19 protein-coding genes and 1 pseudogene are annotated in these 22,076 nt (G+C 31.4%); 11 read left to right on the top strand and 9 right to left on the bottom strand.

Annotation, left to right across the window (positions count from 1 at the left end):
* Positions 1-49: 49 nt before the first annotated feature.
* From brnQ to CD121_RS00240, 3 genes are all read right to left on the bottom strand, one after another.
* A complete protein-coding gene (brnQ, locus tag CD121_RS00250) occupies positions 50-1,411 on the bottom strand; it encodes a branched-chain amino acid transport system II carrier protein (RefSeq protein ID WP_185817732.1) in 1,362 nt (453 codons plus the stop codon).
* Positions 1,412-1,674: 263 nt separating this feature from the next.
* Complete coding sequence (locus CD121_RS00245; protein ID WP_126567232.1) at positions 1,675-2,232, bottom strand: sugar O-acetyltransferase; 558 nt, start codon at positions 2,230-2,232, stop codon at positions 1,675-1,677.
* 180 nt (positions 2,233-2,412) lie between these two features.
* Entirely contained in the window at positions 2,413-2,634 is a 222-nt protein-coding gene (locus CD121_RS00240) for a hypothetical protein (RefSeq protein ID WP_126567231.1), read from the bottom strand.
* A 314-nt stretch (positions 2,635-2,948) separates the two neighbouring features.
* Between CD121_RS00240 and CD121_RS00235 the strand changes: the two genes are divergently transcribed.
* Complete coding sequence (locus tag CD121_RS00235; protein ID WP_126567230.1) at positions 2,949-3,977, top strand: PTS sugar transporter subunit IIC; 1,029 nt, start codon at positions 2,949-2,951, stop codon at positions 3,975-3,977.
* 65 nt (positions 3,978-4,042) lie between these two features.
* Here the strand turns inward: CD121_RS00235 and CD121_RS00230 are convergent, their stop codons facing one another.
* Both CD121_RS00230 and CD121_RS00225 read right to left on the bottom strand, forming a co-directional pair.
* Positions 4,043-4,612, bottom strand: a complete 570-nt coding sequence (locus CD121_RS00230) for a hypothetical protein (RefSeq protein WP_017637800.1) — start codon at positions 4,610-4,612, stop codon at positions 4,043-4,045.
* A gap of 81 nt (positions 4,613-4,693) precedes the next feature.
* Positions 4,694-5,647: a hypothetical protein gene (locus tag CD121_RS00225; RefSeq protein ID WP_126567229.1), complete on the bottom strand. Its 954-nt coding sequence runs from the start codon at positions 5,645-5,647 to the stop codon at positions 4,694-4,696.
* Between the two features lie 283 nt (positions 5,648-5,930).
* On the opposite strand from CD121_RS00225, the gene isaB reads away from it, so the two are divergent.
* Positions 5,931-6,440, top strand: coding sequence for an immunodominant staphylococcal antigen IsaB family protein (gene isaB / locus CD121_RS00220; RefSeq protein ID WP_046467270.1), 510 nt, complete (start codon positions 5,931-5,933; stop codon positions 6,438-6,440).
* 66 nt (positions 6,441-6,506) lie between these two features.
* Here the strand turns inward: isaB and CD121_RS00215 are convergent, their stop codons facing one another.
* The 3 genes from CD121_RS00215 to CD121_RS00205 all read right to left on the bottom strand — a co-directional run bounded on the left by CD121_RS00215 (position 6,507) and on the right by CD121_RS00205 (position 10,239).
* Positions 6,507-7,244: a class I SAM-dependent methyltransferase gene (locus CD121_RS00215; RefSeq protein ID WP_126567228.1), complete on the bottom strand. Its 738-nt coding sequence runs from the start codon at positions 7,242-7,244 to the stop codon at positions 6,507-6,509.
* 493 nt (positions 7,245-7,737) lie between these two features.
* On the bottom strand, positions 7,738-8,976 hold the full coding sequence (locus CD121_RS00210) for an ArgE/DapE family deacylase (RefSeq protein WP_126567227.1): 1,239 nt from the start codon (positions 8,974-8,976) through the stop codon (positions 7,738-7,740).
* A 183-nt stretch (positions 8,977-9,159) separates the two neighbouring features.
* A complete protein-coding gene (locus tag CD121_RS00205) occupies positions 9,160-10,239 on the bottom strand; it encodes an amidohydrolase family protein (protein ID WP_126567226.1) in 1,080 nt (359 codons plus the stop codon).
* A gap of 217 nt (positions 10,240-10,456) precedes the next feature.
* Between CD121_RS00205 and CD121_RS00200 the strand changes: the two genes are divergently transcribed.
* From CD121_RS00200 to CD121_RS00185, 4 genes are all read left to right on the top strand, one after another.
* Positions 10,457-11,053 (top strand): TetR/AcrR family transcriptional regulator, encoded by a 597-nt coding sequence (locus tag CD121_RS00200; protein ID WP_017637806.1) that lies wholly within the window; start codon positions 10,457-10,459, stop codon positions 11,051-11,053.
* A 283-nt stretch (positions 11,054-11,336) separates the two neighbouring features.
* On the top strand, positions 11,337-12,038 hold the full coding sequence (locus CD121_RS00195) for an ABC transporter ATP-binding protein (protein ID WP_107999838.1): 702 nt from the start codon (positions 11,337-11,339) through the stop codon (positions 12,036-12,038).
* Positions 12,039-12,049: 11 nt separating this feature from the next.
* Entirely contained in the window at positions 12,050-14,668 is a 2,619-nt protein-coding gene (locus CD121_RS00190) for an ABC transporter permease (RefSeq protein ID WP_126567225.1), read from the top strand.
* A gap of 174 nt (positions 14,669-14,842) precedes the next feature.
* Complete coding sequence (locus CD121_RS00185) at positions 14,843-15,487, top strand: FMN-dependent NADH-azoreductase (protein WP_046467276.1); 645 nt, start codon at positions 14,843-14,845, stop codon at positions 15,485-15,487.
* Positions 15,488-15,597: 110 nt separating this feature from the next.
* Here CD121_RS00185 and CD121_RS00180 read toward each other — a convergent pair whose 3' ends face one another.
* Positions 15,598-16,968 carry a CitMHS family transporter gene (locus tag CD121_RS00180; RefSeq protein ID WP_126567224.1) on the bottom strand — a complete coding sequence of 457 codons (1,371 nt, stop codon included), beginning with the start codon at positions 16,966-16,968 and terminating at the stop codon, positions 15,598-15,600.
* A 220-nt stretch (positions 16,969-17,188) separates the two neighbouring features.
* Between CD121_RS00180 and CD121_RS00175 the strand changes: the two genes are divergently transcribed.
* From CD121_RS00175 to icaC, 5 genes and pseudogenes are all read left to right on the top strand, one after another.
* Positions 17,189-18,217, top strand: a complete 1,029-nt coding sequence (locus CD121_RS00175; RefSeq protein ID WP_070451686.1) for a family 20 glycosylhydrolase — start codon at positions 17,189-17,191, stop codon at positions 18,215-18,217.
* Positions 18,218-18,505: 288 nt separating this feature from the next.
* Positions 18,506-19,729, top strand: coding sequence for a poly-beta-1,6 N-acetyl-D-glucosamine synthase IcaA (icaA, locus tag CD121_RS00170; RefSeq protein ID WP_126567223.1), 1,224 nt, complete (start codon positions 18,506-18,508; stop codon positions 19,727-19,729).
* The gene (gene icaD, locus CD121_RS00165) at positions 19,699-20,025 is read left to right on the top strand and encodes an intracellular adhesion protein IcaD (protein ID WP_029056683.1); all 327 of its coding nucleotides are present in this window, start codon (positions 19,699-19,701) and stop codon (positions 20,023-20,025) included. The genes icaA and icaD overlap by 31 nt, the downstream gene beginning before the upstream one ends.
* Positions 20,009-20,886: pseudogene (gene icaB, locus CD121_RS00160) on the top strand (intercellular adhesin biosynthesis polysaccharide N-deacetylase). Before icaD ends, icaB begins: the two are co-directional and overlap by 17 nt.
* A complete protein-coding gene (gene icaC / locus CD121_RS00155) occupies positions 20,870-21,937 on the top strand; it encodes a polysaccharide intercellular adhesin biosynthesis/export protein IcaC (protein ID WP_126567222.1) in 1,068 nt (355 codons plus the stop codon). The pseudogene icaB and the gene icaC overlap by 17 nt, the downstream one beginning before the upstream one ends.
* Positions 21,938-22,076 lie beyond the last annotated feature (139 nt).

Raw genomic sequence — 22,076 nt, 5'->3', positions numbered from 1 at the left:
AAAATCGCGCCTATCTTATTAAGGATAGACGCGATACACTCTTAGAATTCTATTCATTTGTTGAAGATTTATTTGAACGAACTTTGTAAACAATGAAGCCAATAATAAAGCCAACCAATGCTGGTAAAATCCATCCCATTCCAATATCGAAGAATGGTAGGTATTTTTCACCTAATGAAATAACGAATTTAGCAAATGATGTTTTTAAAAATGGTTCTGGACTTGCTTTAACTCCGTCAATGAATGAAGCAATCATAGTGAAGAAAATCGTGAATCTATAAACAATAGTTGAGTGGTTAAATAATGGACTAATTAATGTTAATAAAATAATTGTGATCGCTAATGGATAAATGAAAATCAATACAGGTGTTGAATACATAATGATTTTCGTTAAACCAACGTTAGCGAATACACATGCTAAAATACTGACTACTGTCGCAAACATTAAGTAGCTACGTTTCGGGAACAACTCAGTAAACGTTTCAGAAAAGGCTGTGATTAATCCAATAGCTGTTTTTAAACATGCCACAATAACAATCAATGATAGGATAATGATGCCGTAATCTCCAAGATAATGTCTCGCGATTTGTGCTAATGCGATACCTCCATTTTCACTCACTTTGAATTTACCGATACTCATTGTACCCATAAACGCAAGTAAGCTATATATGATACCCATTAATACAATACTGATTGTTCCTGACTTAATTGTTTCTTTAGCAATACTATTAAGATTTGTAATACCTAACTTTTTAATCGTTGTTACGATGATAATACCAAATGCTAGTGACGCTAATGCATCTAAAGTATTATAACCATCAATAAATCCTTTGAGCAGTGGGCTCTTACTATAATCCGCACTTACTGGCGCATTAGTTAATCCACCTAATGGATGGATAAAGGCTAAGACAACAACGATACCTAATAAGATTAAAAATACAGGATTTAAAAATTTCCCTATGTAATCTAAAATTTTAGATGGTTTTCTCGCAAAGAACCATGCTAATAAGAAGAAAATAATACTAAAAACCGGTAAATAAATTTTCGCAGCACCTGGTGAGATAAATGGTGAAAATGCAATTTCAAATGATGTCGTTGCTAACCTAGGTAAAGCAAAGAATGGTCCGATTACTAAATATAGACCTATTGTAAATATGTATGCGTACGTTTTACTTACCCTTGAAGTAATTTCAAAAATGCCATTTGTTTTAGACATACCGATTGCTATGATACCTAAAAATGGTAACCCAATGGCTGTAATTAAAAAGCCTAAATTGGCTATAAATACGTTTGATCCTGCTGTTTGTCCTAGATGAATTGGAAATATGATATTCCCTGCACCAAAGAATAAACCAAATAGCATTGATCCGATAAAAATATTCTCTTTTAATGTCAATTTGTTTTTCATCATGTCTGTTTATTCTCCTAGTTATTTTTTGTTCATTATACATTATATTTTGTAAAGGAAAAATGTAAATAACAAGAAAATTTTTAAAAATTAGACAATAATGGTTCATCATTACACATAAATGTATAAAATTACATTTTAATGCACTTAATAATTGATTTTACATATTTAAACAGACCTTTTTCGTATAGCTTTTCAAAACTTTATTATTAGCCGATTTATTCTTCACTGCAGAAATTAGCGATTCATTAAAACTGTTTATGCCTCTATTCTTCTAATTGTTTAATGACTTTAGCCGGTACACCTGCTGCAAGTGAGTTATCAGGTATATCTTTTGTTACTACTGCACCTGACGCAATAACTACATTATCACCTATCGTAACACCTGGTGTAATAGTTACCTTGCCTCCTATCCAAACATCATTTCCTATATTAACTAGGCTTGCTTGTGCTAAATATTCTCGTCTGCCTTTTGCACTCAAAGGATGATTAACAGTATAAATATCGACGTTTGGACCTATCATGACATGATTGCCTATTGTTACTGGTGCAATATCCAAAATAGTAAGATTATAATTAGTTAATACATCATGCCCTACATGTATATTTCTTCCATTATCGCAATTGAATGTAGCTTGAAAAGAAATGTTATCTCCAGCCGAACCTAATATTTCACGAATTTTCTTTTCCTGTTGTTCTGAATCTGTAGCAGGAATGGCATTAAATTCTTGGCATAATTGCGCGGCTCTTGCTTTACGATCTGCTACTTCTTTATCATCAAAATGATATGGCATACCTTTATCAAGTTTTTCAATTTCTCTCATAGTAATCCACCTTTCGTTTTTATATTATTCAATGTAAATTGAACCTAGTACCTCAACCAATCAATGTCTCTATCTCTATAATCATAAGTTTTTTAAATGATATTCAAAAAGCTGTAGTCTGCCAATAATTAGCAATCTACAGCTTACCCCTTTTATTACTTTACTTGTTGCACTTAAACGTTATAAATATTGATCTGCATGTTCCAATCTATAATGTTCAGTGACTTCTTTTTCGTGGTCAAATTCTTTTTGGCTTAATTTTTTAATGTTTTCCACTGAGTAGCCTACTTTTTTAGCAAATTCTTCTACTTCATCTTTATTTTTAGCAATAACAAACATAGTTAGAACATTATCGTCGACAATATCTTTATTGTGTTGATAATCTAATTTGAAAAATTTCATAAGAATCTCCCCCTCTGTTGTGTATATTATATACCCCAAAACATAAATTTATACATGTAAATTGTTATATTTTATGTCTATATTGTTAAAACATTTATTTTGTAAAAATAAACAAATGATTTCCAAACGAATTGTATACTTTTTTAACTTCTATATAGATTTACAACTCGAATTCTGAATTTGAATTTTCAAAAAGATTAAATATTTAATAATAATTATTTGTGGGCGATTTAATTTTTTGAACATTATGTTACAATTGTGAAATGATTTTTTATAGAGATGGTATTTAAATTGTACTAAAGGGGTTAATATACATGAATATTATTTTAGGCGTTGGAACACTTGTCGCCGTGTTAATTATAATGACTTTATTTTTAAAATTTGCACCATACGGTAAGGAAGGCTTACAAGCATTATCAGGTGCAGCTTGTGCGACATTCCTTCCCCAAGCATTCTTAAGCTATGCCATAGGTGGTATCTTACATATTAAATTCTTACAAGACATCGGGGATCTTGCAGGTAGTCTAGGTGGTATCGCAGTGGGTATACTCACATGTATCAATTTAGGCGTATCACCAGTATTCGCTATTATTGTAGGTCTAGTATTAAAAGATTTCAGTTTATTACCAGCGTTTATCGCTGCATATATTGTTGCATTCATCATTAAATTTATTCAAAAGAAAGTACCAGAAGGTTTAGATTTAATCGTAGTTATACTCATTGCACCAGCATTAGTTTATGGACTCGCTTCTATAATCAATCCAGGAGTTACAGCCGTATTAAACCAAATTGCCGGCGCTGTTAACTCAGTTGGCGATAGTAGTCCTTATGCATTAGCAATTATATTAGGTCTTATTATTCCAGTAACAAGTATGACACCATTAAGCTCAATGGTACTTGCAAGTATTTTAGGTCTAACTGGTCTACCAATGGCTATCGGTGCGATTACTTGTACCGGCGCATCATTTGTAAACTTTACGCTATTCAATATTTTAAAAATTGGCGAAAAACCAAATCGTTTCGCCGTCTTTATAGAACCATTGACACAAATTGATTTAATTGTAAAATATGCGTCCGTATTATACGGAACCAACGCTATTATAGGTATGGTCAATGCTTGCATTATCACATTTAGCGGTCTAAAAATAGGCGTAACTGGTATGGCAACGCCTATTGCAGGTGCCATTGTACTATTTGGCTTTAATAATCCAGTATCATCCGCTATAACAATTATTGCCGTAGCAATTACTAGCTTAATACTCGCTTACATTATTGGCACATTAATTAAAAAATTTGATTTAATGCACTTAAACATTCCTATGCCTGGTAACAAAAAAGCGTAACATTCATAGAATAAAACCATCTCCCAAAACTGCGGATAAACTCGCAATTGGGAGATGGTTTTTTATTATTCTTCACTAATTAATTCTTTTGTATATTTTTTTGTTACTGATTTAATAATAATCAATACCATGGCTGTTACTGCTACTATAACCAACGAAGCGCCACCGACATACTTAAAGACTTCCTCACCGTTAGTATAAGCGACTACATCAGATTCAGTAGTTCTCATTTTTGAAGTTATTAATAGATTTATACCATAAGTTAAAGGTAATGCGCTGACCATACTCCACAATATAATGGGAAATATTCCCCAAGTACTTGTATATTTAAATAATGGTAAAAATAAAAGTAAGTATGGTGTAAATATGACAATGATTGTAACTGGAAATACAATTGCCCAAAGTGTTGCTGCTTCTAACATAAAATAAAACGTGAATTCGTAGATACCTATTGAAATAAGGACAACATAAGCCAAACTCAAACAATATTTTACCCAACTGTCTAACTCTATTGCTATGTCCATTATTCTTTTCTTATTTTTACTTATAGAATTGATTAATTCTACAGCTAATAAAATAATTACAAATACAATGAGGGATGTTATAAACCATTCCATAACAGGCGCTTCAAACATATTTCATTTAATCCTTTCTTATAGAAGTCGTTGATTATAAGGTACATACTTCTTATACATTATTATGAGTTGCATTAAAACTTAATAACCTGATCCTATTTTGTCACCATTTTCATCATATTTCGTCACATAGCCATCATCAACATCTACAGTATATGATCCTGCTAAATTACCGTCTTTATCGTCATATGAGAATCCCCATTTACCATCGCTTGTTTTTTCAGGTTCTTTAAATGTATATTCATTTGTATCTAAATTTTCTCCTTCGTAGGATTCTACTTTATCAATGACGTTATCACGTGTAACTTCTTCAGAATCAGAACTACTATCTGATGAACTATCATCATCTGAACTTGAATCGTCATCACTTTCTTCATCGTCATCATCTGAGTATGTTGGCATTTTATCATAAATATTAATCTTGTTAGCTACTGATTCAAATTCACTAGAATCTTTATATTTTTCGTAGACTTCTTTAGTGTCGTGTTCTTCTCCAACTTTCAAAGCATCTTTATAAGTAGGTATTTGGCTTTGCGTTGCACCGATGAAAATTTTATCGTTACTAACACCAATGATTGATGCGAAATTTCCTACAGAAGGGGATACAACATAAAACTCCATACCTTCTGGTGCATTAGAAATATTTTCCATCTCCCTACTAACCGCGAAGTGCTCTAATTTTTCAGTTTTATCTCCTTCTGTAGATAGGTTTTTATATCTACCAGTCAAAATATCATTCTTAGTTAACGCATATTTACCTGATTCATTCGCTAAAAATACTAAAGCTACTTTCTCTTTCTCAGATAAGTTAGCTATGTCATTACTAGATGAACTTTTCGAACTATCTGAATTACTTTCTTTATTTGAGCTGTCTTTACTAGAAGATGATTTAGAATTATCCCCTTTACTGCTATTTTCACTCTTTTGACTATCTTCTACATTTGATGCACCTTTGTTTCCACTTGATGAGTCATCATTATTACACGCTGCCAATAATAAAAGTGCTGTCCCACTTAAAAATAACAATTTCTTCACTAATAAGTCCCCTTTGTTTAGTTAATGATTTAATTTAAATATACATAAATTTACATTTATTGCAAAAATACTTTATACATACAGACTATACTATATTTTTATATAAATATAGACGCGAAACAAAATATTTCACAATATAGATATAAATGATTGATGTACTATATATCATTAAATAAAATAAACGAAAATAAATTTATACTTTAAGTTTGAATATCTTATAATAATATTGTAAATTAAAAGAGGTAGCGTTTTCACTACCAAAATCATATAGGAGTGATGCTTTATGAAGAAATTAACAAAAACTTTTGTTGCTAGTAGTATTATTCTCGGCACTGCATTAGGAGTAAGTGTTTCTGCAGACAATGTATCATCTCACGAAGCTCATGCTGCTTCATCTCAATATTGGTATAAATATAATGGTTATACCGCTTCTGGTGGCAATTTTGTATTAAGTTCATCTTTCTACAATGGACTAAAAGCAGGTAACGTAGAATTCAACGGTGTGAAAGTAAATAGTAAGTATCAAACACCTAATAATTCTAAAGATATTTATGATCAAAATTTCCAACAATATAAAAACCACAAAGCAAATAATGTAGAATTTAAAATCAAACCAAATACAATTACTTTAAAACAAGTGAAACAAAAATATGGTAATCACTACGATTTCCAAAATCCATTAAATGGTCCTACTAAGAAGAAAGGCGACGGCTTATATAGCTATCAAGTAGGTAAAGGACATATTGTTTTTGTTGTACAAAATGGATATGTCACATACGCGAATGTATCTTAAACATAACTTTTAATATATAAACGAGGCTAGAACCCATTTTGCGGATTCTAGCCTCTATCTTGTTTATTAACTTTTGATTTTTCCTATTATGGCAAAGGCCATATCTCGTATAAAAGCAGCTGGATTTTGATTCGCTTCGTGATTTAATTTGCCTTTAAATGTATCGATAGAAAAATCCTCTTCCACTACTTGGTGTGCTTTCATTCTAGGTAACATCATTCCCACTAACCATTCTAAATCATTATTTTCAGAAGTATGAATCACCGCTTCAGCGAAGTAATCTATATCACGCATACCTATTTCGTTAAATAATTGATATAGTTTTTGTCCAATATGAATATCTCCACCTTCTTTTTCAACAGTATCCCAGATCCACTGTATTGCAGTTTGATGGTTAGGTAATTGGTCTGCACCCGTTCCTCCATTAATCGCATCACTCTCTTGAAAACAAAATTGCCCGCCAGGTTTTAAAAATCCTTTTAATACAGATAAAGCTTGTTTCACATCAGGCAAGTACATTAATACGCGTCGACCAACAATTGCATCAAATTGACCTAACGTCTCGGGTAATTGATAAATATCATGTAACTGATAACTGACATTTTGATATGCATTTCCTTCAATTGCTTTAGCCAATAAGTCTTCATTCAAATCGATACCAATAACTTCTCCTTGTGATCCTACGCGTTCGGCGATTAATTGTGTTACTTCACCAGTAGCACAACCAATATCTAATACGCGCATACCTTCATGAATATCTGAACGCTCTAGCAACTTGTTAATAACTTCATTTCTCTCATTCATCTATTTTTCTCCTTCATCAAACATTTTTGATTATATATCTTACTGAAGCTCACTTTATACAAAAATATAAATGACGCATTAAATCTATTTACAAACTGAACAACAAACTTATATAATATTATCTTAATATAAATACATGGTTAGAAAGGACAGACATCATGAAATCAACTCGCATCTTATATTTATTATCAATCATTTTAAGTATAGTTAATTTATTCGTTGTTTATACAACATTTTTTACTAACTTATTTAATGGTACCACGTTCTCACTATGGTATTGGCCAGGTGCCACTCTTATTATCATAACTTTAATTATCAATTTAATTTCTCTTTTCAAATATGGGCATCGCTTTGCTCTTATCATATTAATAATACTGAACGCAGTCTTACTTCTTATATATTCTGCGCCATTACTATTAGTTTAAATTAAAATGGAGTTAGCCTACGAAGACATATATTATGTTTCCATAGGCTAACTCCAAATACTAAGAAACTAATCCTCATTTAAATAAGTCGTTAATAATTCAATATAGTACTCAACAAATTGATGATATGTTTCTTTATTGACGTGCTCATTGATTTGATGTGGTACAGTTCCAGGTCCAAACATTAAGAATGGAAAGTGTTCATCTTTATCTCGAAGTAAATTAGAGGCATCAGTCACGCCTACAGTTGGAGTCGCAACGACCTCACGATTAAAGATAGTCTTTGCAACTTGTTGACCTAATGCTATTAAGCGATTCTCACCTGTTGTAAGCACTGGATCTAAATCTAAATATATATCCTCTTCAAGATGTCCACCTTCACCATTAATTTGATTGATATGTTTGTCGAATAGTGCTTTTACTTTATCATTATCAAATTCTGGAACAGTTCGGATATTAAAATCCGTTGTGGCCTTATCTGGTATTGAATTCACTTGATTACCACCATGAATCATAGTGTGATTAATAACTAAACCTTTGACTACTTGAGCTAGTTGTTGTTCGTCTATAGGGCCCTGTATTCTTTTCTTAACACCTTCTATAAAATGAGAAAAATCTAATTGCTGATAATTTAATTCTTGTTGAAGTTGTTCATATTCATCATCTATATTACGCACAAAATCTAATAAAGGTTTAATCGCATTTTTACCAACAATTGGCACAGAACTATGTGCTGCTTGTCCTCTAGAAACAATTTGATAATCCATTGAACCCTTATGTGCATAGACAATACCTGACTCAGATGGTTCAGCAATGATAAGCGCATCTACGTCGTCCATATAGCCTGCTTTGTATAATTGTTCGGAACCGAGCTGTTGCATTTCTTCTCCAGCTGTCGCCATTAACTTAATTGTACCTTTTTCCAATAAACCACGTTCATGAATGTCTATCATTGCAATGACTAATGCAGCTAGCCCTGCTTTCATATCCGATGTCCCACGACCATATAAGAAGCCGTCTTCTTCAGTTAATTCAAATGGTGGATATGTCCAATTGCCATAATCACCTTCCGATACTACGTCCATGTGACCAGAAATACCTACAACGGGATGACCCTCGCCAATTGAGGCAATTAGATTAGCACGATGATGATGCCCTTTAATTTCATCAATTTCTGCCTTGATACCGTGCTTTTGTAGTAATGATTGTAAATATTTTGCTACTTCAATTTCATTATCATTTACGGTTTTAATCTTTATCAAATCTTTTAATATTTGTAATTGCTCATCTTTTGAAAATACACTCATGTTAAATACTCCTTTAATACTGTTGTTCCATTAGGATCATTTAATAATATTACCCATATCCTAACCTGCAAAAATTTAATCTTTGGCAACAGATTCATGGTATCTATCAAAGTGTAGTCAATCAAACAATTCATATTGAAATATAGCTATTGCCCTTTAAAATCTTTCGATTGATAGCTGTTACTATTTTAACAATGCGTTACTATTGTCATTAAAAATCTGATGCTGCTCATTTTCATCAAAATAATTAGACGCTCCAATATCTTGTTCCATTTTAGCAATCCAATCGTTAGGTGCATAATGTGCATCTGAGCCAAAAACGATATGAGATGTATCAGTAACTTCTTTCAAACTCGCAAATGTAGAGTCACCTGTTGAAAGTGCTGTATCATAATAAAATCGATGAATATAATCGTCAGCAGAATATTGTAATTGTGACATTCGCTTCAAACTATGTAGATATGTTTTGAACATTTTTCCATAGCGAATAGGATGTTTAGCAACTTCTCCAATCATCTTTGTCTTACTTCCCGTTAAATACGGCTTCAGACGTTCTTTCGGATTCACCATTATATAACTTAATGTTTCAAGTGTTTGGTTAATTCGCCATTCTATATACGGCAACGTACCTCCAGCATGCGCCAAAATAAATGTAATATTTGGATAACGATCTAACGTACCACTCAACATTAAATTAGTCGCTGCTCGCGTAGTATTAAAGGTAAATTCTTCTATAAAATCCGCTACAACATATTGAGGTTTTTTCACTTTATCTGAAGACGAACTAGGGTGCACAAACACCACGCCATGACGATCATTAATTGCTTTCATCACAGGCTCAAATATATCGTCGCCTAAATATTGATCTCCATAATTAGATAACAATCCAATACCGTCTAATTTCAATTCATCTAGAGCATAAGCTACTTCATTGATTGACTGTTTAACATGCGGCATCGGTAGTAAAGCAAAGCTTTTAAAACGTTCTGGGTAGTCTTTCTTTAATTGTGCTTGATACTCATTTACATCTCTAGCTACTTTAGAAGCTTGCTTCTTATTAAACGGTAATGTTGCCGGCTCTGAAATAGAAGTTACACCTATATTTATGTTTAATTCATTCATCATATTAAGACTGTCCTCAGGCTTCCAATCCTTGATAGGATAGCCACCAGCAGTTGTTACACCTATCTTACGTAATGCGTCTTTATATACTTTAGGAATAATGTGATGGTGAATATCTATTATTTGTAAATTCTCTTTCATAATCAAACACTCACTTTCTACTATTGAAATCAATTGCAATATTATTTAAGTTATCTTATATTTTAATAGACAATACGTCTATTAAATAACTTAACAAATTTCCATAATGAATACTCGCAGAAACTTCTCGAATTATAGGTTTAATGTACATATCAATGATATATGTTGATTATCTTTAACATAATAAAGTATTTATGCAATAAAGGATGAAGCAGAAATGGACAAAAGACAAATTCGTACTAACCAATATTTAAAAAAGGGACTTACTCAATTATTAAATCAAGTAAGTTATTCTAATATCACGATTAAACAATTAGCTGACGCTGCTAATATCAATCGCAGTACTTTTTATTTACATTATAAGAGCAAGGACGATTTCTTAAACTCTGTAATTGAGGAAACGATTGATGAGCTTACCGATTATGTAAAACAATCTTCAGTCAATGATGATGCTATATTTAATACTGAATTTAAAGTGTCTTTCACACGGTTATTAGAATATATTGAACTTAATTTTGAGTTTGTAAAAGTACTCATTACAAATATGAATACAACCTATTTTCGCGCATTACTAGTAGAAAAGGTTCGTGAAAATATTTATTATCCATTATTGGAAAAAAACAACGTTGAAATGAACTTCCAAAAAGATATTATATTGAATCATACAATATATGGTGATTTAGGAGTTATTGAAAGTTGGTTTAACAGCGAGAATTATTATAGCTCTCATTATATTGCGGAGGTACTTTTCGATGTTTCTAGCCATTCTCCCATATCACTATTAGGTATTGAATCTGAATTTGAAAATCAATAACCTAACATCAACCTATATCATATTCAAATTCGCACTCTAAAGATTAGTTATTTGTCTAATTTTTAGAGTGCTTTTTAGTTAGCTTAGTTTTAAATCAACACATATTTATCTATTATTTTAATATTGATAGACGATAATATACATACTGTCTATTAAGTCGGATTTTTACAAAATGAAACCAAGATTTTCTAATCAAAATGTGCTATTTTAACTAATAGACACACTGTCTATTATAAAAGAAATCATTATTATTAATATTCAACTATATGGAAAGAGGGGTCATATGGCGTATATAAAATTAGAAAATTATTCAAAAATATTTGGAACTGGTGATCAAAAGGTTTATGCAAATCACGATATTTCATTTGAATTGGAAAAAGGTCAACTTATGGTCATTGTTGGTTCATCTGGTGCAGGTAAATCAACATTATTAAATACATTAGGTGGTATGGATTCAGCTACAGAAGGAAAAGTCATCATTAATGGTACGGATATTGCTCAATTTTCCGAAAAAGAATTAACTACTTATCGACGGAAATCAGTTGGCTTTGTCTTCCAATTTTATAATCTCATTCCTAACCTTACGACTTTAGAAAATTTAGAACTTGCATCTGAACTATCATCAGAAGCATTAGATCCTAAAGAAACGCTAAAAAAAGTTGGTTTAGAAAAAAGAATGGGTAACTTCCCTTCCCAACTATCTGGTGGTGAGCAACAACGTGCTTCTATTGCCCGTGCCGTTGCAAAAAATCCAGACTTACTATTATGTGACGAACCAACAGGCGCATTAGATTACAAAACTGGCAAAAAGATTTTACAAGTGCTACAAGATTTAAGTCATGAAAATAATAAAACGGTCATCATCGTGACGCATAACGCAGCATTAAAAGATATGGCAGACCATGTAATTGAAATATTCGATGGAAAAATTAAAGAAGACTACATCAATGATCATCCTAAACCAATATCAGAAATTGAATATTAAGGAGGATATACATGAATAAATTAAATAAAACGATATTACGTGAATTTAAGTCATCATTTCCTCGCTTCATTTCAATTACTATTTTATTAGCTTTAGGTGCTTTCATATTAATTGGCTTAAAAGTAACTGGCAATGATATGCGACTAACTGGAGATCAATATTTCCAAGACCACCATATGGCTCACGCACAAGTAACAAGTCCTATTGGCTTTTCAAAAGACGATAAACATCACATTAATAATATGGATTATGTGGCTAAGACAGAATATAGCATTTCGAAAGATGCTCGTATTGCAAATTCAAATAAAGCTATTCGATTAAACGAAAACACATCAAAATTATCTACCTACAAAGTTAAAAAAGGTCGTTTGCCAAAAGCTTCTAATGAAATTGCTTTAAATGCGCAAGATACTTCAAAATATAAAATTGGACAAACAATCGATTTTACAAATAATAAAGGTAAAAAAGATATTTCTGGACTTAAACATCATCAATACAAAGTTGTTGGTTTCGTAACCTCAAGTGATTACATGCAAAAGCAAAATTTAGGCGTAACCAATGTCGGTAAGGGGCAAATCGATACATTCGGCGTACTAGCAAAATCTGGATTCAGCACTTCCAAACCAAATGTTGCCAAACTAACTTATAATAACGTCCACGGTAACAGTTACTCAGATCGATTTGAAAAACAAATTAATAGTAATGCTTCAAATAATGCTGATGATTTAGAAAAATGGTCTGACAAACAACGTTCAGATATAAAAGATGATAAACAAGCAGAACTTAACAAAGCGAAAAAAGAGTTAGATAAACAAAAAGATTCAGTTAATGAAAATAAAGCTATGCTTCAACAAACTGGCAAACTAAAAGACGCTCAACAAGATATAGCAAAATCTGAAACACAACTCAAAAATAAAGAAAATGATATTAAAAAATTAGACGATATTAACTACGAAATCCAACCTCGTAGCGACTACAATGAAGGCTATAGTCAATTTGGTGAATCAGCTAAACGTATTGATATTTTATCTAACACATTCCCTATCATTTTCTTTGCAGTAGCAATTTTAGTTACATTTATCACAATGTCTAGAATGGCTGAAGAAAAAAGAATGAATATGGGTGTAATGCGTGCTCTTGGCTATACAAAATTTGACGCTATGAAACTGTTCTTAATTTATGGCACAAGTGCTGCAGTTATAGGTACTGCCCTAGGTAGTTTCTTCGGTACATGGTATTTACCTGAAAAAATTTATCAAGCCTATGCCGCTAACTTGATTGTACCTGAAATCCAAACACCTACTCACTGGTTGTGGATTGGTATTAGTCTATTAGTCGCATTACTTTGTACAGTTGTACCTTCAATATATATTGCTTGGAAAGCTTTAAAAGAACAACCTAAATATTTATTATTACCAAAACCACCAAAAGCCGGTTCAAAAATATTATTAGAACGTCTACCATTTATTTGGAATAAATTGTCATTCAATCATAAAGTGACTGCTCGTAACCTTTTCAGATACAAAGGTCGTATGTTTATGACAATACTCGGCGTGTTTGGCTGTACAGCACTGTTAATTACTGGTTTCGGTATGCGAGATTCATTAAATGGTATTATCCATAACCAATATCAAAATATTATTCACTACGATATTATTAGTGTTTATAATACGCATGCCTCACAACAAGACAAAGATAAATATAATGACAAAATGAATGATTTAGACTCAGTTAAACAAAAAGATGATGTCTACTATCAATCGGTTACTACTAAACCTAAAAACGTTATAGATAATCAACAAATTTCTATGATTGTTCCTAAAAACTCTAATAACTTTAAGGATTATATGACCTTACGTGAAGCCGATTCAGATAAGAAGATGAAATTAAGCAATAATGGTGTTGTTATTTCTGAAAAATTAGCTAAACTTGGCCACTACAAAAAAGGCGATACCCTAACAATTAAAGATGATACTAATGCAAAACATAAAGTCAAAATTGATGGTATCGCTCAAATGTATGCTGGACATTACATGGTGATGAACAAACAATATTACGAAAAAGCATTTGATAAAGATATCGATTACAATGCTAAAATTTTAAATTTAAAAGATAGATCCGCTTCAAATATTAATAAAGTTTCTAGTGAATTAAATGAACAAGATGCGAGCCAAACAGCAGTGCAATCTAACCAAGCTAAAACGGCTATCAATACTATTTTAGACGGTCTTGATAATATCGTCTTAATCATTGTTGTTGCATCATCTGCATTGTCATTCGTTGTACTCTTCACATTAACAAATATTAATGTATCTGAACGTACACGAGAACTCGCCACACTTCGAGTATTAGGCTTTTATAAAAAAGAAACAGTGATGTATATTTACCGAGAAACAATACTTCTCACTATCATCGGTATTTTAACTGGATTTATCGGTGGCACTTATTTACATCACTTTATTATGGATACATTGCCACCTAACAATGCTATGGCTGACTTAACGTTATATTGGACAAACTTTACATTCTCTACGCTATTAACGTTAGTATTTGCATTTATTGTAATGCTGATTATGGCTAGAAAAATAAGTAGAATTGATATGCTCAATGCGTTAAACTCAGCAGATTAAAGTAAATATATGAATATATTCCTGTAATTAAAGGGACATGCAACTCATGAGCGAAGCGTTTTAAGAGTTGAGTGTCCCTACTTTAATATTTGTTAATTTAAAACTATATAATAGTATTTTCAAATTTATATGTATATACTATGAATATTACATTTAAAGGAGCAAATAAAATTAATGAAGACATTACTTATTAATGCGCATCCGTATTTTAATAATTATGCGACTTATACTGCTAAATTGAAAAATTTATTTTTAGAAAAGTTTAATACTGCATTTCCAGAAGGTGAAATTGAAGAATTAAATTTATATGATATTGCACTACCTCGTTTAGAGAGTGATCAATTATTACATGTGTGGTCTAAATTAGGTTCAGGAGAAGAATTATCAGCTGAAGAAAGCCAAATCGCTGAGATGTCTTCATTTTTACTAAACCAATTTAAAGAACATCATCGTATTGTTATTTTGACACCTTTACACAACTTCAATATCACATCTAGATTAAAAGATTATATCGACAATATTATGGTGGCTAGAGAAACATTTAAATATACTGAAGATGGTTCTGTTGGGCTGATGACAGATGACTACAAAGCATTATTACTACAAGCGAGTGGTGGCGTTTATACAAATGATGACCGTTACACACCTCTTGAATTCTCATACCATTATTTAAGAGAAATGTTCAAAGAAATTATGGGCTTTGACGAATTTTACGTAGCTCGTGCGGAAGGTACATCAGTGCTGCCAGAAGATGAAATTATGAAAGGCGCTAAAGAAGACTTAGACCAAGTATTCGATGCGTTTTATACAAAAGGATAATATCAAATAAAGAAACCCGTAATAGAACGATTTAATCGCTCTGTTACGGGTATTTATTTTGTCTTTATATTAAATAATGATATTTAGACTACCTCAAGACTGCCCAAACATTAAAATGCCACTGTACCTACCAACATTGCAATTAATAATAATACGATTGCGAAGCCCCATACCCAGAAGAACGCATATTTGATATATGTTCCCATATTAGCTTCAGCTAATCCAAGTGCAAGCCATAATGCTGGTGCAAATGGGCTCACAAATGTACCAATAATATTACCGATGACCATTGAGTATGCAGTAGATACTTGAGATACGCCAAATTCTGCTGCAGTTTGTTTCACAATTGGTAATAACGCAAAGTAATAAGCGTCTGTACTTGTTAATAAATCAAGTGGCACACCTAATAATCCTACAATAATGTGGATATAAGGGCCTACAGGTTGTGGAATGATCTTAATTAAATCTGTTGCGATTGATTTCAACATTCCTGTATGGTCTAACACACCTAAAAACATACCAGCACCGACGATAACTACTGCCATCATTAATGCGTTAGGTGCATGTGCTTTGACGCGGTCCATTTGTTCATCGACACTCTTATAGTTAATGATTAATGCTAATGCGACACCTATCATAAATGCAAATTCTGGTGGTGCTATATTTGAAAGCATAATGACCATAACTAAAATCGTTAACAGTGTATTAATCCAAATGATAGACCCATGCTCTTTTGCGCGACCTCTAACTGGGAATTTTATCTCTTGATCGTGTTCATAATGTCTCACCAATTTATGTATATCTATGTCTTGTGTTTGTTCAAGCTCTCCATTAGCGATACCTTTTTGAATGCGTCGTTTCTCTCTAAATCCTAAATAAACAGCTAGTATCATGACTAATACAAAGCCAATAATTTGTATAGGTATCAAACCGTACCATAATTCATTAACACTTTTAGCCTTTAACACTGTTGCTACACGAGCCATTGGTCCGCCCCACGGCACCATATTCATAATGGCTGCACTCAGTGCTAATAATAAGATAAGTAAGTAACGACTCATATTCAATGCTTTATAAAGTGGTAATAACGCTGGAATACATAGTAAAAATGTAATCGCTCCTGCACCATCTAATTGCGCAATTGTACCAAGCAATGCTGTCATAATACATACAATAATCACATTACCTCGTGTCATTAATAACAATCTTTTAACGACGGGCTTAAATAAACCACTATCTGTCATAATGCCAAAGAAAATAATCGCGAAAATAAACATAATGACGACATTCATGACTTGTGCCAAACCTTTGTCAAAGAACGTCACTAAATCATGAACGTTATAGCCTAGTATAAGTGCTCCAAGACACGGAATTAGTGTCATCCCCACGAATGGACTAATCTTTTTGGCAATTAATAAACCAACAATTGAAATAATAATGAGTAGACCCATTATCGTTAACCACATATGATCCCCTTGCATGACTAACATCCCCTTTGAAATTATTAAATTTTAAAACCCCTAAATATTTAAGTAGAAAAAATTTTCCGAAAATTTATTTATTACAAATATTTTAACATAAATGATTAATCGAGGAATATATGGGTATTTAAATATATTATTATTTTTAACTTAACTACGCTATTTCATTTTAAATAGTATCTTGTACAATAAAAAACTTTCTAATTAAAAGGGATTAATCATGTTAAAGAAATTTATTTTATGCCTAGTAATCTTTTTAGCGATATTCACTATATTTTTCCAAAAGAAACTAGATAAATCAGAAATAGAAAAAGGCATTACGTTAGATATTGCACGTAAACACTATACAGAACATAGTATTAAGCAAATTATCAAACATCTAAGTAAACATCATGGCACATATTTACAGTTACATTTTTCTGATAATGAAAACTACAGTATCTATTCAAAAATGTTAAAGCAGACATCCAACAAAACGAATTCATACTTTTTAACTAAAAAAGAACTCAAATCTATTATTAAATATGCGAACAAAAGGAATGTGCAGATTATTCCAGAAATAGATTTACCTTCTCACTCAAAATCCATCCTTACTTTATTAAGAAAACATCATCCTGATACATATCAAAAAGTCGTATCGCAAGATGATTCAAGTACGATTGATTTTATAGATAACAAAGATTCATTGAAATTCTCTAAAGATTTAATTTCAGAAATTAGCGATTTATTTAAACAGCCGAAGTATAAAAATGAACAGAAAATGGTCATTGGTGGCGATGAAGTTCCCGGTAGTGGTGCGAACCAACAACAATTCGTAAAATACATCAATCAAATTTCTAACTATGCTAATTCCAATAACTATGAAACTAAAATATGGAACGATTCCATAACTAAAGAAGGTCTGAAACAGTTAGATCAAGCCATTATCATTATGTATTGGCAACAGAAAAATCAAAGTAGCCTAACACCACGAGACTTTTTCAATTACAACCATCAAGTTGAAAACTTTAATAGTCAGTCCTTATATCTATTTCCTAGAGATGAAAAATCAACTTCAACATCTAAAAATATTGATTTAATATCTGACACAAAAATAACGTCATTTAATACGTACCATAATCATCAAAAGAACTATTACGATACAAACCTAAACGGTGTGACGATGAGTTTTTGGGGAGAGTTTGCTTCTTCTCTAAGTCAAAATGATCTCATCAAGTACATCATTAAATACATTAAAATATTTTTCTAATATTAAGCTATTGTTAACACAACATTTTTTGTCCATTGATTTATTGCTAAGTTTTTCCTTTTTGACAGTAAACTAAAACTGTCTAAAGCGTTTTTTCACCCATAAACTCTTTTTACCAACTAAAACTTCTTAAGCATAAAATTTTTAACTCTATTATTAATAATAGAGTTATTTTTGTTTAATAATAATTATACCAATTATAACTTTTTTATATATTAAAAAAGTGTTGCAACTCCTAGAAAACTGCATTATCATCAGTTCATGTTAAAAATTCCTAGGGGGAGAAACATGAACTTATTAAATTTCTTAATACTTTATCCGTTATTTATGTCTGTATTTTGGATAGTAGGAACGATTATTTATATGTTCTTTTCTGAGCTATGGCTTACTCAAAAACCGACTAAAGCCATAGGAGAAGAAGGTATATCATTTTTAGTTCCTTGCTTTAACGAAGAAGAAACAATTAAAGATACAATTGAAAATCTATTGTCATTAGAATTTCCAAACAAACAAATCATTGTCATCAATGATGGAAGTTCAGATAATTCTGCACAGATTATTTATAAGCTTCAAGAAACAATGGATTTCACATTTGTCGATCTTAAAGTCAATCAAGGGAAAGCCAATGCTCTAAACAAAGGTGTTGATTATGCCGAGTATGATTACGTTATGGGCATAGACGCAGACACGCTTATCGATAATTGCGCACCTTACTTTATGATTCAACACTTCCAAGACAATCCTAAATTAGCAGCAGTTACTGGTAATCCAAGAATAAGAAATAAAAAATCTATACTTGGTAAAATCCAAACTATTGAATATGCAAGTATGGTAGGAAGTATCAAACGTGCACAATCTTTAACAGGAAAAATTAATACAATCTCTGGTGTATTTACACTATTTAGAAAATCTGCAGTTATACAGGTTGGAAAATGGGATATCGATATGATTACTGAAGATATTGCCATCTCATGGAAATTCCATCTAGCAGGATTTCAAATTAAATATGAACCTAGAGCACTTTGTAGAATGCTTGTACCCGAAACTGTGGGAGGCCTATGGAAACAACGATTAAGATGGGCACAAGGCGGACAAGAAGTTTTAATTCGTGACTTTAAAGCCAGGTTAAAATCAATGAATCCAGCCATTTATTTACTCGTATTCGAACAAATCTTTTCGCTTATATGGGTTTACTGCGTTGTCTCTATTTTAATCATTCAAATTATAAATGCTAACTTCTTAGACTACTACTTCTTAAATTATAAATTTTCACTCATCATTTTATCGGCCTTATTACTAACATTTATCAATACAGTTCAATTCACAGTTTCACTTATTGCAGATAGTAAATACGAAAAAATTAATATTTTCACTATTTTCTATTTAAGCTGGTATTCAGCTATATATTGGTTGCTTAACGCTTCCGTCGCTATTATTGCCTTTCCAAAAGCACTTACTAGAAAGAAAGGAGAGTTTGCCACATGGACAAGCCCAGACAGAGGAAAAAGCTAAGTACATATTTTTGTTTACATTGTATAAGAGAAGTCATTACTTTTGCATTAAGTATTATATTTTGGGTCTATTTCGCTATAGCCTGCATTCTAATTATTGGCTCACTTTTCAATTTAAGTCATGAATTAGTTTTAATTATAAGAACGTTACTGAACATTGAACAAGACACTATGTTCGAAACTTTCGATTTATTATTAAAATTCATCATTTTTGATGCTATTGTATTCTCATTATTCTTATTAATTAGAAAAAGAATATATAAAAAAGAAGGTATTAATCATGGGAAAGTGTTCTAAACTTATTGCCACCCTATTATTCACGTCATTATTTTTCTTGATGATTTTTTATGACAATACTTCATTCGCTAAAGAAAAGAAAAACCCGTTAAATAGTAAACATCATGAAAACAGCGCTTTAGCATTAAATTACCATCGTGTCCGTGATGGTAATTGGTTTGAAGATACATTATTCACCATTTCAAGTAGTAAAGAAATTAATGATTATAGTGTGACTAAAAAAGAATTTAATAAACAAATTAAGTGGTTGAAAGATCATGATGCACACTTTTTAACAGAAAAGGAATTTCAACATTATAAGAGTAAAGGTAAGTTCCCTGCGCGTAGTGTATGGATCAACTTCGATGATATCGACATGTCCGTTTATGACAGTGCTTATCCGATATTAAAGAAATATAATGTACCAGCAACAGGATTTGTGATTACCGGCCATGTCGGAGAAGACGATTTCCACAATCTTAACCTCATTAACCTAAGTAAATTAAAAGAAATGCAGAAATCAAAGATTTGGACATTCAGTTCTCATACACATAACCTTCACTCATTGACCAAAGACAACAAGTCAATTATTACAAAAAAAGTGGAAAACAAATTAAAAATGATATAAGTAAAAGTAACCATTATATTAACAAAAACTTTGATAAGACTAATAATTCTTTAGCCTTTCCATATGGAGAACCAAGTAAGAAAAATATAAAAATATTGAAATCTGAAAATATTAAATATGCTTATACATTAGCAGACCGCTCAGTCTATCCAGATGATGATAATTATGCTATTCCACGTGTTTTAGTAAACGAGGATTCCTTTAATAAATTAATTAAAAAATGGGATGGTTTTAAAGATGGCAAGTCAAAATAAAAAGAAAAAAGAACTCATCTACCTCAGAGCATTTCTCTGTGTTATTATTATCGTCACACATATACTAACGCAATATATGCGCGGTATAGATGGTGATGATACAGCGCAACTTAAAGTTATTTATTACGCTCAAAATATATTTATCTTTGGCACACCGTGTTTCATCGTGTTGTCTCAATTACTGACAACGTTAAATTATTCTTCATTAAAATTGAATTATTTAACATCACGTTTTAAATACATCATTATGCCCTATCTATTAGTAGGTTGTTTCTATTGTTATAGTGAATCCAGAAAATTAGGAGATCCTTTCTGGCACCAATTCTACCAAAATGTCGTATTAGGATATTGGTATGGTTATTTTATTATCGTTATAGTTCAGTACTTCATATTAAGCTATATCATCTATAAAATATCACCTAAAATATTCAATAGTAAAATTCTATTAATAGGATCATTCATTGTTCAATTTGTATTTTTGCGTTTACTAAATACAAATCATGCATTCGAAACACAATTACATCACATATATCCATTAAGTGATAATACATTTATTTTAGGATGGATCTTTTTCTTCTTCCTAGGTGGTTATATCGGCTATAACTACAATAGAATTATGAAGTTTGTTTATGAATTTCCGTTTATTATACTAACTTTATCTGTAGTGTCTTATTTAATTTTTGTGTTTGCATTTGGTAAACATGATTATTGGAATGTAACAAGTTATACTGAAACATTAATGCTATATCATACATTTATGTTTTTACTATTACTTAGTCTATTTATTCATTTCAATACGCTTATGTATGGCGTCACGAATTTAGTTAATTCATTTTCATTTTTCATATATCTATTACACCCGATCATTTTAGAATATCTATATGAATATACGTCTATTTTCATCAATACAAGTATTATCTTTATAGTAATATCATTAGTGTGTACTTTAGGTATGTGTGTGGGTGTCGGTATTATTCTCCGAGAGTTTGCTCTATGTCGTTTCGTAATTGGTAAACAACCATATAAACTGAATGTGAATTTAAAAGACTAAAACTTTTTATACGAATTTATTGCCATTTGTGGTCTGTAAACAACTTACAGATTACAAATGGTTTTTTTAGTTAGTTTATAGTTGGCTTGGAATTGATGTGTTCAATGACTTTAAGAAATTGTAAATAGAAATTTATATT

This window comes from Staphylococcus pasteuri (assembly GCF_003970495.1).
In the GTDB taxonomy this organism is placed as follows: Bacteria; Bacillota; Bacilli; order Staphylococcales; family Staphylococcaceae; genus Staphylococcus; species Staphylococcus pasteuri.
The sequence above is the reverse complement of the archived record's forward strand: the minus strand, read 5'-3'. Positions and strand labels throughout refer to the sequence as shown.

Coding starts and splice junctions, on each gene's coding strand:
- CD121_RS00245 (WP_126567232.1), bottom strand. CDS start 2,232: ATGAGAGAAATTGAAAAACTTGATAAAGGTATGCCATATCATTTTGAT.
- CD121_RS00240 (WP_126567231.1), bottom strand. CDS start 2,634: ATGAAATTTTTCAAATTAGATTATCAACACAATAAAGATATTGTCGAC.
- CD121_RS00210 (WP_126567227.1), bottom strand. CDS start 8,976: ATGAGTGTATTTTCAAAAGATGAGCAATTACAAATATTAAAAGATTTG.
- CD121_RS00235 (WP_126567230.1), top strand. CDS start 2,949: ATGAATATTATTTTAGGCGTTGGAACACTTGTCGCCGTGTTAATTATA.
- CD121_RS00205 (WP_126567226.1), bottom strand. CDS start 10,239: ATGAAAGAGAATTTACAAATAATAGATATTCACCATCACATTATTCCT.
- CD121_RS00190 (WP_126567225.1), top strand. CDS start 12,050: ATGAATAAATTAAATAAAACGATATTACGTGAATTTAAGTCATCATTT.
- brnQ (WP_185817732.1), bottom strand. CDS start 1,411: ATGATGAAAAACAAATTGACATTAAAAGAGAATATTTTTATCGGATCA.
- CD121_RS00175 (WP_070451686.1), top strand. CDS start 17,189: ATGTTAAAGAAATTTATTTTATGCCTAGTAATCTTTTTAGCGATATTC.
- CD121_RS00180 (WP_126567224.1), bottom strand. CDS start 16,968: ATGCAAGGGGATCATATGTGGTTAACGATAATGGGTCTACTCATTATT.
- CD121_RS00185 (WP_046467276.1), top strand. CDS start 14,843: ATGAAGACATTACTTATTAATGCGCATCCGTATTTTAATAATTATGCG.
- CD121_RS00195 (WP_107999838.1), top strand. CDS start 11,337: ATGGCGTATATAAAATTAGAAAATTATTCAAAAATATTTGGAACTGGT.
- icaD (WP_029056683.1), top strand. CDS start 19,699: ATGGACAAGCCCAGACAGAGGAAAAAGCTAAGTACATATTTTTGTTTA.
- icaA (WP_126567223.1), top strand. CDS start 18,506: ATGAACTTATTAAATTTCTTAATACTTTATCCGTTATTTATGTCTGTA.
- CD121_RS00230 (WP_017637800.1), bottom strand. CDS start 4,612: ATGTTTGAAGCGCCTGTTATGGAATGGTTTATAACATCCCTCATTGTA.
- icaC (WP_126567222.1), top strand. CDS start 20,870: ATGGCAAGTCAAAATAAAAAGAAAAAAGAACTCATCTACCTCAGAGCA.
- CD121_RS00215 (WP_126567228.1), bottom strand. CDS start 7,244: ATGAATGAGAGAAATGAAGTTATTAACAAGTTGCTAGAGCGTTCAGAT.
- isaB (WP_046467270.1), top strand. CDS start 5,931: ATGAAGAAATTAACAAAAACTTTTGTTGCTAGTAGTATTATTCTCGGC.
- CD121_RS00200 (WP_017637806.1), top strand. CDS start 10,457: ATGGACAAAAGACAAATTCGTACTAACCAATATTTAAAAAAGGGACTT.